Source organism: Pseudoalteromonas sp. GCY, assembly GCF_016695175.1.
GTDB lineage: Bacteria > Pseudomonadota > Gammaproteobacteria > Enterobacterales > Alteromonadaceae > Pseudoalteromonas.
Window position 1 is genome coordinate 4,053,201 of sequence record NZ_CP068023.1, and the last position, 16,255, is coordinate 4,069,455.

Here is a 16,255-nt window from a genome sequence, read left to right on the forward strand (position 1 = left end):
TAGCTCAGGTCATCGCGATGCGCTGTCAGTTCAGCACTCCCGGAAATATGAGGATGCCTATGCGTAAAAAAATCCCCTTATTCAATCGTTGTTTTTGGTTGCATGTTGCTGGCATCGTCTTTGTTGGTCTCGGTTTTATCGGCATGGCACTGCCTGTTATGCCTACCACCATCTTTTTTATTCTCGCTCTCGCTTGCTTTACCCGCTCTTCTCCCAAATTAGAAAACTGGCTGCTCACCCACCCAAAATTTGGCCCGAGTCTGGTTGCATGGCGGCAACATCAGGTGATCCCCATAAAAGGCAAGATTGGCGCTGCGATTGGCATGAGTGTTGGTTTACTGGCTTTGAGCTTTAGTAGCGCGCCTGTTTGGGTAGTGTGGTCTGTCGCGATAACTGAGGCTGCCGTACTCAGCTATATTTTTACACGTCCATCAGTCATCCCTGTGGATGTAAAACAGCCACACTTATAACAAAATATTAGTGGCCAAGCAGGAGGACTGAGCACTCAGATAGGCTTACAGCTTGAAGGTTTGGAAAGCGAGTACATACCTAGTAGAGAGGCTAAATGCCTCTATACTGATTAGCTAAACGCTTTAAAAGCATCATCCAGCGGAGTATGCGCGATATGATTCACGTAGTTACTCATGACTTTTTGACTTAGCGCTAAGATAATTTCCAGCAGATTTTGTTTGGTATAACCCGCTGCAAAAAATGCTTTAGTTTGTGCATCGCTCAACTTGCCACGCTCACGCAGCATTTCAAGTGTTGTGGCACGCAGCACTTCTAGCTTCTCATCGCCAAGTGGTGCTTGCTCACGCAGCGCTTTGACCAATTCATCACTTACTTTCATTGATTTTGCGATGGCAGAGTGAGCAGGCACGCAGTAGTGACACTCATGTTCTACATTAATCGCTTGCCACACCACGGTTTTTTCATCGTTATTGAACGAGCTATTTAAAAAAGCCTCATGTAACACTTGGTAACCATGCAGATGCTCGGGTGATTCTGCCATCACACCATGAAGATTCGGAATACGTCCAAACGCTTGCTGGGACTTCTCAAGTAATGGTTTACCTTTTTGCGGTGCAGATTCTACGGTATGGATTGTAAAGTCAGTCATCAGTTGCTCCTATTGGTGCATTTTGTGTTGGTATAATCTGAGTTCTAACTAACCTCAGGTTAACTACTCATTGGGTACTAGACTAACCTTACTTGAATGATCATTCAAATAACTATTCGCTATAGTAAACACAATAACCGTCTAAATTAATATGAAATTTAATTAGCTACTGACTGGTCGGGTCAAGCCAACAGCGTTGGGATCAAAAGTAAATTTTGTTCTCCGCGTAATCGATAATTAGCTTATCGCCGTTGAAATTACTTAAACCAAGCAGGATAAACGGCTCGTCTTTATATCCAAGCACCTCAAACACTGGCATATCCGATAAGTGGCTTTCGGTATTGATGATTTCCTTGCCTCCTAAGCTAAAGCGCAGTGATTCTATGGCAACCTTTTTAGTCGCTTGGTCGTTTAACCCGCGGCTGATATCTTCTTCGCCCAGCGTTAATGTTAGTTTATTGGCCAAGTGTGAGTTGATGTAGTTGGTTGGAGCGCCGGTATCAAGCACGGCGTCCACCTCTTCGCCATTAAAACTTGCTGTCAGCTTGATGAAATTGTTATCTATTTTAAAACTTTCACTCTCTAAGCCTTGTGTCACGCTATTTGGACAAGCCCCTTGATACAAACTCAGCTCATTATTTTTAAAATCAAACACATTACAATATTGCGACATATATCCATGCCCCAAAATTCCAGGCAAGACACCTTCCACATCTAAGCGGGTCATATCTTTAAATACATAAGGAAGTGACTCTGCTGCTAAGTGACCGACGCTGGTGTGGTCTATCGTTGCCAATACTAGCTCTGAGCTGCCACTTGCGCCTTGCACGTCCATTTTGCTTAGCTTATCTTCTGGCAAGGCAAGTGCTGCTTTCAGATTAACCGGTAAAATACCAACATTCGCAGCACTATCTAAAATCATAGGATGGGTAACCGTATGGTTAAGCGTTGCCATCACATAGGCATGACCTTTCTCGGTATATTTCATCGGTAAGGTTAGCGATTGTGGCGCGGTAGACGCGGTGATCCCACAGCCAACGGTGGTACATGCCAATGCTGATAAAATAATTGCTCTCATAATCTTGCTCTCAAACTGTTGATGTCGTTGTTAAGCTAACTATGCCGAGCAATTGTCAAGCAATTATCAAGTTAGTCGAGAAAACCGAAGTGAAAAGCTAGCGCCTTGATTTTCAGTACTGGTCGCGGTCAATGTCGCGCCCATCAGCTCGGCAAGTTGACGACAAATTGGTAAGCCGAGCCCTAAACTGGATGTATCGTGGCGCGACCCCTGCGCGCGGTAAAAGCGCTCAAACACCTGCTCGAGTTGATTAGGCGACATACCTTGGCCGCAGTCAGCAACCTTAATCACCAGTTCATTATCTTGATAACTGAGCTTTAAGGTCACAACGCCACCATCTGCACCATATTTAAAGGCATTATCTAATAAGTTCACCACTATCTGCCTGACTCTTCCGGCATCAAGCGTCACGGTCACGCCCTCTTGAATATCTGCATCTAATTTCACGCCTCGCGCTTTGGCCTGTGCTTGGTAACGCACTAAGGTCGATGTTAACAGCTCAGAGAGATTTACTCGTGTCGATGACAATGTCAGCTGCTTTGACTCGGTTAATGACAACAAACACAGGTCGTCGATAATACGGTTGACGTTGTGAAGTTCTTGGCTGATCACCGCTAACTGAGCCTTATCCATAGGGACTATACCGTCTTCCATCGCCTCCAAGCGCGAACGAATGCCATTTAGTGGTGTCCGTAGTTCATGAGATAAGTCGGAATTCATTTGTTTATATTGTTGATGTAAACCTTGTAGCCAAGCCGCTAGATTATTGAAGCTACTGATGATTTCGCCAACTTCATCATGGCGTTTAAGCGCTAAGCGGGTGTCTAACTCTCCCGACTCTATTGCCTTAAAGCTACGTTTGAGCTGTTTAAGTGGCGACAAAAAGTACCACGAACCCAACCAAGCAAGTAATGCAGCAATAATCGATAAAATGACCAAAGTAAGCATAAAATCATCCAGCATAGCTTGCTGCAACGCTTCCTTTTCAAACGACCTATCTAGCAATACCTCAGGTAACCAGAACAGCTCACCATGTGGCGGTAACGCATATTGCGCCTCATTAAATTGCACCACAAACGCTGCAACACCGGGATGATGGATAGAAAATTGATGACCGAATTTGACATGCTCATAGTCTATGGTGAGATCGGGGTTGAGGATCTTTACATCCGATGTTGAGTTAGCATCTCGCCAAATAAATAGCTGCTCAGGATAGGTTGATGCTAAAAACGTTAACGTCGCTTCTGGGCTCGCGAAGGTTTTGCCAGCCAATGCTTCTTCCACTAAGTCATCATCGAGCAATGAATGACCAAACGTCACCGCACTTTGCTTATTAAATGCTAAAAAAGTGCGCTCGGCTGAGTTTTTAGATAGTTGATAGAAGCTTCCGAGTAGCGCAAAGGTACAAAGCGCCACGAGTAAGGTAAATTTGGTTTTTAGTTTCATGAAGGCACCTTACGCGCGATAAATTGGTAGCCTTGCCCGTAACGAGTGGCGATAAACTTGGGCTCAGCCTTACTGTCACCTAGTTTTTTACGCAAGTTAGCCAAGTGAGTATCGACTGCACGATCCGTAATAGGCGCATCACTTCCCCATACTTGTTCAATTAATTGCGCCCGGCTAAATACTTGTTGCGGCTGCTTGGCTAGAGCCAATAATAATTCAAACTCCACAGCCGTTAACGCTGGCGTTTGCTGTGTTACCGTTACGGATTTGCTCTCAAGGTTGATACTTAAGCCATCAAACAACAAAGTGGCACTTTGCTGACCGCGATAGCTACGCTTACATAGTGCCTTTGCTCGTGAGATCACTTCTCGTGGGCTGTAAGGCTTACATACATAATCGTCCGCACCAAGCTCAAACCCCTCAAGACGATCGGTTTCAGAGACTTTGGCGGTCACCATAATGGTAGGAATGTTGCGCGCAACGGCTTCTTTTAGTAGCTCACGACCATCACCGCCGGGTAGCATGACATCTAAAATAGCGAGTTGAAATGTTAGATTTTGTAGGGCTCGGTGGGCATCTGGGGCGTTATCGAAATGGACAACCTGCATATCCGCTTGTGCCAGATATAAACGTAAGATCTCGGCACTGCTTGGGTCATCTTCTACATATAAAACAGTATATTGGTCAGACATGGGGAGGCGCTTTTTGTACTGATTGTAATTATTAGATGGATAATTGTGAAGTACAAAAGTCTTGGATAATCAGGCAAAAATGTTGGGGGTTAATTGTGCGCGATAGGAAATATCGCTTTTTACCACTTTAGAGCGAGAAGAAACGTCGCAACTTTTGATTTTCTAGTACGGCAACATTTGCTTGACCCTACATACTCTCTTTTCACCTGTACTGCAGTACAAAATATCGCCTTTTGGATTTTCGAATTTTAGGGATTTAGCATTAGAGAGAAGTGTACTCATATTTGAAATATTGACAGCCAGGTCATCTTTACAACTTTTGTCGCACTCCCCCAGCAAGAATCGGTATTCTTTTTGATATTCAAATGTTTGCCCCTTCACAGAAAGCGACTTCTCCATTATATCGTTAGAATATTTGATTGCGCCATGCTCAACTTTTAAACCAGTAATTTTCGTAATTGCGCTCACATACTTATTAATGTTTTGCGCCGGTAATAAAACAAAATAGGGACCAAAGTCTTTCAGCATTTTTTCAATACTATTCTCAAATTTGTTGTATTTCCCAATAATAGACCAACTTTGCAACCAGCTGTCAGACTGTTCTTTTAATGGATAAACCAACAAGCTTTTAATAGAGCCTAAATTTAAAGCTTGACCATGCTCAGTATAAATTTCAGGAAATTCATGTCCACTATCTCTGCTCCAGTACCCTAAACACGACTCTGCTTGGTCACCCCGTCCGATTTCTTCGCATAACCTATAATAGTGAGGAGTTCTAAAAAGTACCGAGCCATTTTTAAAGCTCTCTAGATGCTCCCTACAGGAAAAAAACTTAATGAGTGAATATGCTGTTTGTTCCTCTATATTTCTCATAGCCGACCTTCTCCTAAACTGACTTTTTTCTTCCCATTAGTATCCGCGCCAAACAAAGTCGCTTCAATGCATCCACCGCCATCAGTAAACGCATGATATGAGAAGAATTGGTCACTCTGGCTGTGATTTGAACTTTTTCGCAATCACGGAAATCAAATGCCTTGAAACGAATATGCTCTTCCCCACCTGAGAAGGTAAATGCTTCATATTGAACATCTTTTTTGTTTCCAGAGAATTCATAACTCGTGACTTTCATAACCTTTCCTTAATAATGTCCCTAAGACACAAATAAGGTATCAAACATTTTTTGATCAATCAACAACTTTATGTCCAAAAGACATTTAATGTTTATTTTTAACATAGGGATATTCAGTATATTTGCCATACTGGCTACAATTGTTTATTGTGTCCAAAAGACACAAACTAAAAATATCATGAACCCTGATTACGATTTAACCCAATACCAAAACCCACTGTTCACGGTAGACAGCGTGTTATTTACAATTTTGCAGGACAGCTTAAAAGTGCTGCTGGTGAAACGCGCTAACGCTCCCTTTAAAGGCCGCTGGGGATTACCTGGAGGGTTTGTTGATGTTGAGCTGGATGACAACACGGATATGAGCGCGCTGCGTAAGATCAAAGAGAAAACCAGTGTTGCCCCACAATACCTAGAACAACTTCAGGCCTTTTCTGGGATCAACCGTGATCCGCGAGGCTTTAGTGTCACCTTGGTTTATTACGCCTTGATTTCACCTCAGCAAGTGGCAACACAAATAGACTCGGTAGATGATGTAAGATGGGTGGATCTTAGCGAGATCCCAGATCTTGCTGTGGCTTTTGATCATAAGCATATTATTGAAAAGGCCAAGGCAAGGCTGCAGCAAAAGGCGTTATATTCCATGATCCCGGTTTATTGTTTGCCTGATCAATTTACCATTGGACAACTCAAAACCGCCATCGAAGCCATTATCGCCAAACCCATTCAGCGCAAGAGCTTGGTAAGACGAATTGAAGCCTCAAACATGTTTGAAGCACTGGATGAAAAGGTCAAGTCAGGCGGACGTTTAGCACAGCTCTACAAGCTAAAGCCTGATGTCGATATCGTGCATTTTGAGCGAAATCTGAGCTTAGGATAAAATACGGTTGTGCGGTGTTCATTACAGAGCTATCACTGCCCCTTGCAGATAATCAAGCTCCTGACACCGCATTTGCAGTAACTCAATAAAATCTCTGGTGTAAGTCGGTGGAGTTCGTTGATTTGGCCAAAGCGCGTAGATGTTGCGAGTAAATTGGCAGTCACCGATATAGCTAAATGCGGTTTGAGATTGCGCTGCCAACGCTGCAATTTCTGTCATCGGCAATACGCCAGCACCGTTAGCCGAGCCTACCAATTTACGCACTAAGGTAATATCACCCACATAAGAGACGTGACTAAACTGCGCCAGCAGTGCTCGCCACGCATCGGTTGCAGGCAGTTGCGATGCTTTAAAGGGCAAAAACAGGATTTGTGTAGTCGCAATTTCCTTGGCGACCACCACTCTTACCGCAATTTGCCCCAGACGCTTTTGATAGACGCTTGAATCATCCAGCTCCCCAACTCGCACGGTTAAATCAAACCGCTTTTGGCTGAGTAAGGCCACACTATTGGCAGGCTCCACATGCAATTGGATCTCAGGATGCTGGGCCTGAAACGATTGCAGCGCATTATACAAAGGACCAATCATTAAGTTTTGCGGGCATAACAGGTGAAAAGTGGACGCTTCTAAAGTTGATAGCGCCTCACTTTGCGCTTGCAAGGCGAGCAAAGACTCCGCCATTTTATCCACCACCGCCTGACCATGATTCGTTAATGTAAGTCCTCTGGCGCTACGCAGTAAGAGCGGATAACCGAGTTTCTCTTCCAGCGCTAACATCCGCTTAGATAAGGTCGGCGCGCCTATGCCAAGGTCTTCTGCCGCCTTGGCAAAACTTCCTCGGCGGCTTACCTCAACAAAGAGTCGTAAGTCATCTAGCATAGTTATCTCCGCAATCTTAGCTTTCCATTTTTGCCATTCTGATCGGCTGGCAATTCCCTACAATCATACCAACAGCCAGAGGAGGAAACATGCAAAAACTCATTTTTACATTACTGCTGTCATTGTGCCTGTCGTTTATGGTGTCTGGATGGGTTACGTACATCAATTTGGGATTAGTGGCGGACTTTACTACGCGATGGGCGCATGCCTTTGCCAATGCTTGGCCAGCCTCGTTCATCGCCGCCTATGTTTTATCAGCCCCAGTTACCGCCGTTACTAAACGCATTATGGAGAAATACCATGGCCAACAGCCACAATAACGTCAACTTTATCGCCCATATCACACCTAAAACCGAGCACTATCAAGATTGTATTTCCGCAATCCAAGGGATCTTGTCAGCCACTCGAGCAGAAGCAGGATGTTTACGCTTTGAACTTTATGAAAGTGAAAACCGCACCCAGCTTACCTTAGTTGAGCGCTTCATCGATCAAGCCGCGTTCGATTTTCATCACCAGCAAGTTTACACCAAACGGGTATTTACACTGTATCAAGGATGGCTGGCAAAAGCGGTGGATATTACCTCTTTATCGCCTGTAAGGTGATTAAAGTGAGGATCAACATAGAGTAAACTGAAAGCCTTGTTTAAGCCTAAACAGCGAATAAATAATGCTTTTCCAGTTACTACTTCCGGAACTACTAAAGTTGCATTTAGGACTCACCCTAAATGCAACCCTTTTAGCTCATTTCTGACCCAACCTTCAGATTAATTAATAAAATCAATAGTTGGTGCGTATATGATGCGCAAAGAGGTGGTAAACCCGTCAACGTCAATTTGATTATCACCTTCACTTTGATTCTTATGCCATTTTACATCTATAGTCATATATAGCTCATCTACAAATTCAAATTCATAGTAAGCACCATAATATATTGTTTGAAAGTTAAGGCTTCTTGATGTTGAGAACGAAGTTCCTGCGCTGAGTTCATTAAAAGGTGTGTTATCTGTGCGAAAACGCAAATCGGTAGTGAACTCATCCTCTATTTTAAATCCAGTTAAGCCCAACAACAGTCCCCAATCCATTTGGCTATTTCTTGGATTTGAAAACCTTAGTTTTTTATATCCCCCTAGCAACGGTAGCCTAAAAGAGAAGTCATATTCCATTTTTATTGTTGATTCTAAGGTGGTTCTAAAAGCAGCCTCTCTGTCACTTATGTCATCTAGTTTTACAAACTGGACCGGAGTAGTTATTGATGAGTCTTCGCTAGATACAGGAACACTAATGCCTAACTCAACCCATGGCATTTTCGCCGCAACTTCAAAGCTTGGAAAGCTAGAGTTTGCAAAACTTTGAGTAAAGCTAGCTTTATTTACTCCACCAATAGCATCTGGGGTGAAAGGTGATAAATCAAGCACATTATTAGCGCGGTAGTTAATTTTAGGAGTATACGCATATGAAAAGCCTAGGCCTGCTTTAAACCGGCTTGTACTAATGTATTTATCAGTAAACAAACGTAGTTCCTTTTCAAAATCCTCTTTTCTGTAATTTAACTGTTCATCTGATGCGCTTGTATCATTCAGCAATAAGCTAGCCTTTACTATTATTGGCATCCTCGTTCTTAATTGATAACTGAGATTAGTGTTATAATGAATTTCGTCGGCATAGCTACTTGCACGCAGATCAGACGTCAGCTCTCTCATTCTACTAACAAATTTCTTATCTGGTAATTGACTTAGGTTGGCATCTAAAGTCAAAACATAATTATAAAGTAGATCCGTATCTATTGTCTTTTTCAGCAATAAGTAATTCACAAATTCAGCGCTCTGAGTAACCAACTCATCAGGTATATTTGAAACAGAGGCTATATTTAATATCCACTCGTAGGTAGTAATAGCATTTCTATCTGATTGATCTAACTCTACAGGAGTATTACTCTCATCAATCACTGATACCTTTTGCTTTCCTTTGTCTGTTATTACATCTGTTTTCCTCACCGGATCCTTGGCCTGTGATATATTGCTGAATAGAATTAGCGAGATTGTTGATATGGTTATAAGCGTTTTCATGTTTTATCCTTCATAGTGATGAAAGATAAAAATAGTACAAAAAATAAACAAGTGTAAAATAGTGAAACCAATCGTAATTTAATTGATCTTTATTTACTATCTAAGGACCTTTTCTGATATTTAAAACATGACGTTTTTACGAACTGTGCTCTCGCTGATTGAATGCTTAACCAGATCAGTTTTCAGCTTTATATCTTCGATTATTCATGTCTTCATAAGTCGAAGAGCGCTATAGACCCCCTCTATAAGCCACAGCAACCAACCACACTGACACGACAATACTGATGAGTAATTAAGGAAAACAAATATGACGCAATTCTATTTTGGAGATTGGTACAACGAGGATGCTTCAACTCGCCTAGACGCCTTAAAACAGGCTTTATCTCAACAAGATAAGGCAAAGGTAGAAACCTTATCGGAAGCCCTGTTTGAAAGTTATTTGGATGTCACCGCAGCACTCACGAAAGCACAAATTATCCAGTATGCCGACTTGATGGGTGATGAGTTGAGTGCGATAGAACTCGATATTTGTATGGGAGAATTAGTTGATCATCACCACCCAGACAATATCGAAACAGCCTGTCGTCATTGCCTAGAACTTGGCATTGGTTTTCCATTCGCCGACTACTTTTTGATGGAAATGACGGCGAATCGCTCAGAGTTCGACATTGAGTTTTTTGAGCGCACCGTAGCCCCCTCTTTTGTGGAGCTGCACAAAGCAGGCAAAATGTCTGTCACAGACTACTTTGCACTGATGTGCGAAATTATTTGTCGCCTTGATAAGTGTGAATATGGCGCGAATTGTTTAGAAAAGTTACTTAAAGACCCAGAGCTCGATTTAAGTCAGCTAACCGAAAACGACTATACTGCGTGTTTAGATGCCTGCCACTACGGCTATTTTCTCAAACCTGAACTGTTTCGCTTATTTGTGAAGAAAGCGAATGGTCGTCAAGTAATCGAATCCACAACAGAATGGCAAGAATCGGGGGAGTATTTTCTTATCACCTATCAATTTAAGTCCATTTTCGGTGAAGCCAATGCATATTGTGGCGGCTGGGAAGAATATAAAGACAATTTTACCGATGCCTTTATCGAACTAAAGCGCAGTAACTTAGTTACTCAAGTAGTGGAAATAAACCAAAGTAAACCAAAGACACCCACCACTAATTTGTGCCTTTTTTAAAAGTCGTCTACGCTCTAATTCTGCACTCAAAGGATTGAGGAAAACAAAGGATGGCTACTGCCCGTAAAAACCAAATCAGCTTAACCGACACCAAATACTACCACTGTATCTCCCGTTGCGTGAGGCGCGCGTTTTTATGCGGTGAAGATAAATTGACCGGAAAATCCTATGAACATCGCCGTGATTGGGTTGAAGAAAAGCTCCTGATGTTGGCAGCTGTTTTCTGTATCGACGTCTGTGCTTATGCGGTGATGAGTAACCACACTCACCTTGTTCTGCACGTTGATGATAAAAAGGCCAAGCGCTTATCAGATAAAGCCGTTGTAATACGCTGGCACAAGCTGTTTAAAGGTAATTGGGTAACTTGGAAGTTTATCGAGGAAGAGCCTCTAAGCGAGTCGGAGCAGTTGACACTCAGTGAATATGTTACCAAATACAGACAAAGACTGGCTGATATTAGTTGGTTTATGCGAGTGCTTAACGAAGACATCGCCCGTCGAGCAAATAAAGAAGATAATTGTACAGGCCGATTTTGGGAAGGACGATTTAAGTCCCAAGCATTACTGGATGAAGCAGCACTGGCTGCTTGCCTCGCTTACGTAGACTTAAACCCAATTCGAGCTAAATTAGCCCCAACACCTGAAACCTCTGACTTTACCAGTATCAAAAAGCGTATCGACCATGCAAGGCAAGGGAAACAACCAAAAAGCCTATTACGGTTTGCGGGAAGCCCCCGAAAACATATGCCAAAAGGGCTGCCTTTTGAACTCAAGTTTTATATAGAATTAGTTGAGCTTACCGGTCAATGTATTCGCACCGACAAAAGCGGTGCCATCTTTGAGTCTCAACCTATTCTGTCTCGACTAAACATCGAACCTGATAATTGGATGAAACTCACTACACAATTTTCTCAGGTTTTCCACGGCGCGGTGGGTCGAGAGCAAGTACTCACAGCTTATTGTGGAACCCTTAAAAAACGACGGCGCACAAATCTAGCAAATTGTGAACGCTTGCTGGCTTAACCAAATAAAGCCTTTAATGATAAACCCTCAAGCTGTACAAATCACAGCCCCCTTGTCGTGCGTGATACACAAGTTTTAGTGTCGCAAAATGAGCAAACACCAACAGCTACCTTATTTTAGAATCGCTTTTGATACGCATAATGAACAATCTTGTACAATTCTAAGTCGAAACTGCCATAACCATGGTAAGCAAATAATAGTGGCTGTCAGTATTGTTTTCGGTCAGTATTGTTTTGCGTTTGGACTTATAGCCAAAAACTCGATGTACACGGCCATCGGATGGCGCATCATAAACCGTTAACCACGGCTTGTAATCCTGATACTCACCTGTACCACGCCCTTCTTTAATCCACTTACGATATTGCGCCTCAGTATGGCCAATCTTCCTAGACATAATATACCGCTATAACTGATTGAAATTTCAGCATAGCTAGAGTGAAAGTGTGATGCAAGCACCTCAGAGTCAAACTATATACTTTCTAAATGACTTAACTATCTGAAAATATAAGTACCCATTGATTGCTCTACTTATCGTATTGTAGAGGACAAACCAAGTGCCTCCTTCAAAACTAAGCGACTTTAACCTATGAGCAGGGTTCATCGACAAAAGCGCGTCACTCATCGAGAATACTTTTCCATCAATAGGTACTAGGTTGAGCCAGTAATAATTAAAACTATCTTTAAAGTGCGAGCAATAAAATACAGCACTCTCAAAGGATTTTTCTAAAGTGAAAAAGTTTACAAGTATCGGCGTTAATACAAGGTTGAAGCATAAAAGAATTACCAGTGCTCTTAACCAATTTGTACCATGTTCGGATGTAAACTCTCCAAGTTGCAATGATACTCTATCAGCCCAAGCAACCAATTTAGATTCACTTTCTTCGCTTTTAAGTAAAGAAACCTTAGTATTGAGATAACTTCTTCTAAACTGAAGCCCTTGCTCTAAATCACCATCATCGACCAGCATTTTGTAAACTTTGAAACAGTAGCTTCTCAATAAACTATTACCCGACTTATATACGGGGTTCAGGGGCCATCTTGTACCAGTAGAGCTGGCACTTTGAAACTGAACTTTATCTATTTCAAAATGTGCAAATGAGCAAAAGTCACAATCTTTAAAATCCGACTCTCCAAAAGAGATTGATTTAAATAGCACTGATGTTTTGCTCTGGCCTACCAAAGCACGAAAATCATGAATAGAAAGTTTGCCACTGCCACAACTAAAACCACTAACAGAAAACTTTCTCACTCCTTGTTTAGCAGTAAGAGATAACTCATTGGTTAAGAAAAGCTTACTTAGTTCTAAGTTATCGGCATCCCCAAAACTAATATCTAGCCGACCATCAATACTATCTTTCAATGAGATCTTGTGACTAGAATTGCTCTCAAATTTGAACCCTGAATCAACAATTAAACCCTGTTCTATTTCCAAGTTACAAAATTTGGACGTGCTTTTGTGCCAAAACTTTGAAAAGTGGCTATTTATAAGCTGAATCAAGTTAATGGATGTGCATAAAGATTTGAAGTTCCCACACTCACTGTTACTGACTGTCAAAGTCTCTATGGGGCAAGAATCATCATTGTGGATTTCAATAAGTTCAACTGAAGAGCCTTCTATCTTGAGGCTTTTTACTTTCGAGTTTTTCAGAATCAGTTTCTTGATCTTCGAGTTTTGTTCAATATATAGACACTCAATGTTTGCATCTGCAATGCCAACTCCATCGACTTCACTTTCACATATTATTAGCTCACCAATATCACTTTTTATTTCGATTGTTCCTAGAGAGTTCTCAAAAAAGAAAACATTACTTCTATGTGGACCATTAATTGTGACTAGCTTTAATTCACGCTCATTAAGTTCACGTTTAACCCCATTAATATCAATTGTCTGCTTAACCATACTCTATCTCAAATATCCGAGGCTCTTCGCTACTTACAATACTAAGCGATACAGTTGAACATCACAAAGCACTCAAAATTAAAAAAGCCGACACAACGTCAGCTTTCTTGTATTCCATATTCAGTATGTATATCTTTATTGTTCACCCACATCTGAGGCGCTTGCGCGCCTTTTCTTATTCTACCGTTACACTCTTTGCGAGGTTTCTCGGTTGGTCAACATCGGTGCCTTTGATAACGGCTACATAGTATGAAAGTAGCTGTAGTGGGATGGTGTAAACCACCGGGGCGATGATGTTTTCTACGTGATTGACGTTCATTACTCGCATGGTGTCGTCTGAGGCAAAGTTTGAGTCTTTGTCTGCAAATACGTAGATGATACCGCCGCGTGCGCGTACTTCTTCAACGTTTGATTTAAGCTTTTCAAGCAGCTCGTTGTTTGGTGCAACGACGATGATAGGCATATCTGCGTCGATAAGCGCTAGCGGGCCGTGTTTTAGCTCGCCTGCCGCATAAGCTTCGGCGTGGATGTAGGAGATCTCTTTAAGCTTCAGTGCGCCTTCCATTGCGATTGGGTATTGTGAACCACGGCCAAGGAACAATGAGTGATGTTTGTCGGCAAATTCTTCTGCAAGAAGTTCAATACCATCCGCCATCGTTAGGGTTTCTTCAAGCTTGGTTGGCAGGGTTTTGATAGCGTTGACGATTGCACTTTGGTCACGGCCTTTTTCCTGCGCAATCGATGCAGTTAGCATCAATAAGCCAACTAATTGGGTAGTAAAGGCTTTAGTTGATGCCACCCCAATTTCAGCGCCGGCTTTGGTCATAAAGGCAAGATCTGACTCACGTACAAGTGATGAGCCAGGTACGTTACAGATGGTCATTGACGCCATATAGCCTTGCTCTTTGGCAAGACGCAGCGCTGCAAGTGTGTCTGCGGTTTCACCTGATTGTGAAATGGTTACCAGTAGGCTGTTTTCATGCACAAATGAGTCGCGGTAGCGAAATTCTGAAGCGATTTCAACGTTACAGCTTACGCCTGCAAATTGCTCTAGCCAGTAGCGCGCCACCATGCCTGAGTGGTAAGACGTACCGCATGCGATGATCTGTACGTGTTTTACATCTTTAAATATTTCATTGGCTTTGTCGCCAAATGCGTCGATACTGACGCGATCGTTGTCTAAACGGCCTTCAAGTGTATTACGAACGGCCATTGGCTGCTCGTAGATTTCTTTTAGCATATAGTGGCGGTATTCGCCTTTGCCCGACACATCTTGAGTAATGTTAGACTCAACTACTTCGCGCTCTACAGGATTGCCGTTAATGTCGAAGATTTCTACCGTTTCGCGAGTAATGCGTGCTACATCGCCTTCTTCTAAGAAGATAAAGCTGCGTGTTACTGGTAATAGTGCAAGCTGATCAGAGGCAATAAAGTTTTCGCCAAGGCCAAGACCGATAACCAATGGGCTGCCTGAGCGTGCCACGATGATTTCATCTTGGTTTGCTTTATCAAATAATACCGTGCCGTATGCACCTTCAAGCTGTTTTACCGCTGCTTGCACGGCAGCAAGTAATGTAGTGTGCTGTTGTCTGAGTTGATGGATCAGGTGCACCATCACTTCGGTGTCGGTGTCAGATAAAAACTCGTAGCCGTCCTCTTTTAATGCCGCGCGCAAACCTTCGTGGTTTTCAATAATGCCGTTGTGTACCAGCGCAATTTCGCTGTTAGAAATATGCGGGTGCGCGTTAGCTTCGGTTACGCCGCCGTGTGTTGCCCAGCGCGTATGCGCGATACCGGTAGTACCTTTTACTTCTGCATTTTCAAGCGCAGATTCTAGGTTTACCACTTTACCTACAGCTTTCACGCTGTTGAGTGCGCCGCCTTCGCAAAGTGCTACGCCCGCAGAGTCATAACCACGGTATTCAAGGCGTTTTAGGCCTTCGATAAGAATTTTGTTTACTGGACGCTCAGCAACAGCGCCTACGATTCCACACATAATCTCTCCATTATTTGCACGTTGTGTGTAGTTCAGCACAGATAAGTTGTATGCCACGCGCTTCGATCGCTTGGCGGAGGTCATCGGCCAAGTTGTTGTCGGTGATCAAAGTGGTGATCTGTGCCCAAGGTATTTCTAAATTTGGAATTTTACGGCCAATCTTGTCGGATTCGACCATCACGATCACTTCACGGGCTGACTTTGCCATCACACGGCTCAGCCCAATTAATTCATTGAATGTAGTTGTACCTCGCTCTACATCAATGCCATCGGCACCAATAAAAAGCTGGTCAAAGTCATAGGATTGCAGTACTTGTTCTGCTACTTGCCCTTGAAAGGATTCTGAGTGCGGATCCCATGTCCCGCCGGTCATCAATAAGGTTGGCTCATTCTCCAGTGATAACAATCGATTAGCGATATTCATCGCATTGGTCATCACGACTAAACCGCGCTTTTGCGCAAGCTCAGGAATTAGGGTTTCTGTGGTTCTGCCGCTATCGATAATGATGCGATTGTGATCTTTAATCAGCTCGGCGGCCGCTTTGGCAATGGCCGTTTTACGTACCGAGTCTTGCTCGTCTTTACCTGATGCGGTGATCTCTTTAGGAAGGGCTATCGCACCGCCATAGCGGCGTAGTAACAGGCCGCTTTTTTCTAGTGCCGTTAAATCCTTACGAATCGTAACTTCTGACGTTTCAAACTCAGCGGCGAGTGATTCCACGCTTACTTCACCGTATTCATTCACCCACGAAAGAATGGTATGTCTGCGCTGTTGAGTGTTTCGTTTAGTCATCAAATAAGTTTCGTTTCGAAATTTAAGGCGATTATAGTCGAAACTTCAAAACCTAAACAAGTTAAATTTTG

Annotated in this window: 18 protein-coding genes; 6 read left to right on the forward strand and 12 right to left on the reverse strand. The window is 42.8% G+C overall.

Features of this window, described 5'->3' with window-relative positions; translation table 11 throughout:
* The first annotated feature begins 59 nt into the window (after window positions 1-59).
* On the forward strand, window positions 60-470 hold the full coding sequence (locus JJQ94_RS23560) for a YbaN family protein (RefSeq protein ID WP_099029974.1): 411 nt from the start codon (window positions 60-62) through the stop codon (window positions 468-470).
* Between the two features lie 110 nt (window positions 471-580).
* Here JJQ94_RS23560 and JJQ94_RS23565 read toward each other — a convergent pair whose 3' ends face one another.
* The 6 genes from JJQ94_RS23565 to JJQ94_RS23590 form a co-directional block, all read right to left on the reverse strand.
* Window positions 581-1,120: a carboxymuconolactone decarboxylase family protein gene (locus tag JJQ94_RS23565; protein ID WP_088532102.1), complete on the reverse strand. Its 540-nt coding sequence runs from the start codon at window positions 1,118-1,120 to the stop codon at window positions 581-583.
* Between the two features lie 202 nt (window positions 1,121-1,322).
* Window positions 1,323-2,198: a retropepsin-like aspartic protease gene (locus JJQ94_RS23570; RefSeq protein WP_099029975.1), complete on the reverse strand. Its 876-nt coding sequence runs from the start codon at window positions 2,196-2,198 to the stop codon at window positions 1,323-1,325.
* A 66-nt stretch (window positions 2,199-2,264) separates the two neighbouring features.
* Window positions 2,265-3,644: a sensor histidine kinase gene (locus tag JJQ94_RS23575; RefSeq protein WP_099029976.1), complete on the reverse strand. Its 1,380-nt coding sequence runs from the start codon at window positions 3,642-3,644 to the stop codon at window positions 2,265-2,267.
* Entirely contained in the window at window positions 3,641-4,336 is a 696-nt protein-coding gene (locus JJQ94_RS23580; protein ID WP_099029977.1) for a response regulator transcription factor, read from the reverse strand. Before JJQ94_RS23580 ends, JJQ94_RS23575 begins: the two co-directional genes overlap by 4 nt.
* A gap of 162 nt (window positions 4,337-4,498) precedes the next feature.
* Window positions 4,499-5,209, reverse strand: a complete 711-nt coding sequence (locus JJQ94_RS23585) for a hypothetical protein (protein ID WP_099029978.1) — start codon at window positions 5,207-5,209, stop codon at window positions 4,499-4,501.
* 13 nt (window positions 5,210-5,222) lie between these two features.
* A complete protein-coding gene (locus JJQ94_RS23590; RefSeq protein WP_236596543.1) occupies window positions 5,223-5,465 on the reverse strand; it encodes a hypothetical protein in 243 nt (80 codons plus the stop codon).
* A 178-nt stretch (window positions 5,466-5,643) separates the two neighbouring features.
* Here JJQ94_RS23590 and JJQ94_RS23595 point away from each other — a divergent pair, with 178 nt between their 5' ends.
* Entirely contained in the window at window positions 5,644-6,345 is a 702-nt protein-coding gene (locus JJQ94_RS23595) for an NUDIX hydrolase (protein WP_099030074.1), read from the forward strand.
* A 21-nt stretch (window positions 6,346-6,366) separates the two neighbouring features.
* Here the strand turns inward: JJQ94_RS23595 and JJQ94_RS23600 are convergent, their stop codons facing one another.
* Complete coding sequence (locus JJQ94_RS23600; protein ID WP_099029979.1) at window positions 6,367-7,224, reverse strand: LysR family transcriptional regulator; 858 nt, start codon at window positions 7,222-7,224, stop codon at window positions 6,367-6,369.
* A gap of 89 nt (window positions 7,225-7,313) precedes the next feature.
* Between JJQ94_RS23600 and JJQ94_RS23605 the strand changes: the two genes are divergently transcribed.
* Window positions 7,314-7,544, forward strand: a complete 231-nt coding sequence (locus tag JJQ94_RS23605) for a DUF2798 domain-containing protein (protein WP_010606951.1) — start codon at window positions 7,314-7,316, stop codon at window positions 7,542-7,544.
* Window positions 7,525-7,827: a putative quinol monooxygenase gene (locus JJQ94_RS23610; RefSeq protein ID WP_099029980.1), complete on the forward strand. Its 303-nt coding sequence runs from the start codon at window positions 7,525-7,527 to the stop codon at window positions 7,825-7,827. Before JJQ94_RS23605 ends, JJQ94_RS23610 begins: the two co-directional genes overlap by 20 nt.
* 161 nt (window positions 7,828-7,988) lie before the next feature.
* Here JJQ94_RS23610 and JJQ94_RS23615 read toward each other — a convergent pair whose 3' ends face one another.
* A complete protein-coding gene (locus JJQ94_RS23615) occupies window positions 7,989-9,290 on the reverse strand; it encodes a hypothetical protein (RefSeq protein WP_099029981.1) in 1,302 nt (433 codons plus the stop codon).
* A 307-nt stretch (window positions 9,291-9,597) separates the two neighbouring features.
* On the opposite strand from JJQ94_RS23615, the gene JJQ94_RS23620 reads away from it, so the two are divergent.
* Together JJQ94_RS23620 and JJQ94_RS23625 are read left to right on the forward strand one after the other, a co-directional pair.
* Entirely contained in the window at window positions 9,598-10,473 is an 876-nt protein-coding gene (locus JJQ94_RS23620; protein WP_099029982.1) for a hypothetical protein, read from the forward strand.
* 50 nt (window positions 10,474-10,523) lie between these two features.
* On the forward strand, window positions 10,524-11,495 hold the full coding sequence (locus JJQ94_RS23625) for a transposase (protein WP_099029983.1): 972 nt from the start codon (window positions 10,524-10,526) through the stop codon (window positions 11,493-11,495).
* 160 nt (window positions 11,496-11,655) lie between these two features.
* Here the strand turns inward: JJQ94_RS23625 and JJQ94_RS23630 are convergent, their stop codons facing one another.
* The 4 genes from JJQ94_RS23630 to JJQ94_RS23645 form a co-directional block, all read right to left on the reverse strand.
* Entirely contained in the window at window positions 11,656-11,889 is a 234-nt protein-coding gene (locus JJQ94_RS23630) for a hypothetical protein (protein WP_442960333.1), read from the reverse strand.
* 69 nt (window positions 11,890-11,958) lie between these two features.
* The gene (locus JJQ94_RS23635; protein WP_099029984.1) at window positions 11,959-13,395 is read right to left on the reverse strand and encodes a hypothetical protein; all 1,437 of its coding nucleotides are present in this window, start codon (window positions 13,393-13,395) and stop codon (window positions 11,959-11,961) included.
* 175 nt (window positions 13,396-13,570) lie between these two features.
* Window positions 13,571-15,391 carry a glutamine--fructose-6-phosphate transaminase (isomerizing) gene (gene glmS / locus JJQ94_RS23640; protein ID WP_039493253.1) on the reverse strand — a complete coding sequence of 607 codons (1,821 nt, stop codon included), beginning with the start codon at window positions 15,389-15,391 and terminating at the stop codon, window positions 13,571-13,573.
* A gap of 10 nt (window positions 15,392-15,401) precedes the next feature.
* The gene (locus tag JJQ94_RS23645; RefSeq protein ID WP_010377680.1) at window positions 15,402-16,184 is read right to left on the reverse strand and encodes a DeoR/GlpR family DNA-binding transcription regulator; all 783 of its coding nucleotides are present in this window, start codon (window positions 16,182-16,184) and stop codon (window positions 15,402-15,404) included.
* Window positions 16,185-16,255 lie beyond the last annotated feature (71 nt).

What these genes read in the sequence shown, in the direction of transcription:
- JJQ94_RS23560 (WP_099029974.1), top strand. Translation starts at nt 60, where the DNA reads ATGCGTAAAAAAATCCCCTTATTCAATCGTTGTTTTTGGTTGCATGTT.
- JJQ94_RS23565 (WP_088532102.1), bottom strand. Translation starts at nt 1,120, where the DNA reads ATGACTGACTTTACAATCCATACCGTAGAATCTGCACCGCAAAAAGGT.
- JJQ94_RS23570 (WP_099029975.1), bottom strand. Translation starts at nt 2,198, where the DNA reads ATGAGAGCAATTATTTTATCAGCATTGGCATGTACCACCGTTGGCTGT.
- JJQ94_RS23575 (WP_099029976.1), bottom strand. Translation starts at nt 3,644, where the DNA reads ATGAAACTAAAAACCAAATTTACCTTACTCGTGGCGCTTTGTACCTTT.
- JJQ94_RS23580 (WP_099029977.1), bottom strand. Translation starts at nt 4,336, where the DNA reads ATGTCTGACCAATATACTGTTTTATATGTAGAAGATGACCCAAGCAGT.
- JJQ94_RS23585 (WP_099029978.1), bottom strand. Translation starts at nt 5,209, where the DNA reads ATGAGAAATATAGAGGAACAAACAGCATATTCACTCATTAAGTTTTTT.
- JJQ94_RS23590 (WP_236596543.1), bottom strand. Translation starts at nt 5,465, where the DNA reads ATGAAAGTCACGAGTTATGAATTCTCTGGAAACAAAAAAGATGTTCAA.
- JJQ94_RS23595 (WP_099030074.1), top strand. Translation starts at nt 5,644, where the DNA reads ATGAACCCTGATTACGATTTAACCCAATACCAAAACCCACTGTTCACG.
- JJQ94_RS23600 (WP_099029979.1), bottom strand. Translation starts at nt 7,224, where the DNA reads ATGCTAGATGACTTACGACTCTTTGTTGAGGTAAGCCGCCGAGGAAGT.
- JJQ94_RS23605 (WP_010606951.1), top strand. Translation starts at nt 7,314, where the DNA reads ATGCAAAAACTCATTTTTACATTACTGCTGTCATTGTGCCTGTCGTTT.
- JJQ94_RS23610 (WP_099029980.1), top strand. Translation starts at nt 7,525, where the DNA reads ATGGCCAACAGCCACAATAACGTCAACTTTATCGCCCATATCACACCT.
- JJQ94_RS23615 (WP_099029981.1), bottom strand. Translation starts at nt 9,290, where the DNA reads ATGAAAACGCTTATAACCATATCAACAATCTCGCTAATTCTATTCAGC.
- JJQ94_RS23620 (WP_099029982.1), top strand. Translation starts at nt 9,598, where the DNA reads ATGACGCAATTCTATTTTGGAGATTGGTACAACGAGGATGCTTCAACT.
- JJQ94_RS23625 (WP_099029983.1), top strand. Translation starts at nt 10,524, where the DNA reads ATGGCTACTGCCCGTAAAAACCAAATCAGCTTAACCGACACCAAATAC.
- JJQ94_RS23630 (WP_442960333.1), bottom strand. Translation starts at nt 11,889, where the DNA reads ATGTCTAGGAAGATTGGCCATACTGAGGCGCAATATCGTAAGTGGATT.
- JJQ94_RS23635 (WP_099029984.1), bottom strand. Translation starts at nt 13,395, where the DNA reads ATGGTTAAGCAGACAATTGATATTAATGGGGTTAAACGTGAACTTAAT.
- glmS (WP_039493253.1), bottom strand. Translation starts at nt 15,391, where the DNA reads ATGTGTGGAATCGTAGGCGCTGTTGCTGAGCGTCCAGTAAACAAAATT.
- JJQ94_RS23645 (WP_010377680.1), bottom strand. Translation starts at nt 16,184, where the DNA reads ATGACTAAACGAAACACTCAACAGCGCAGACATACCATTCTTTCGTGG.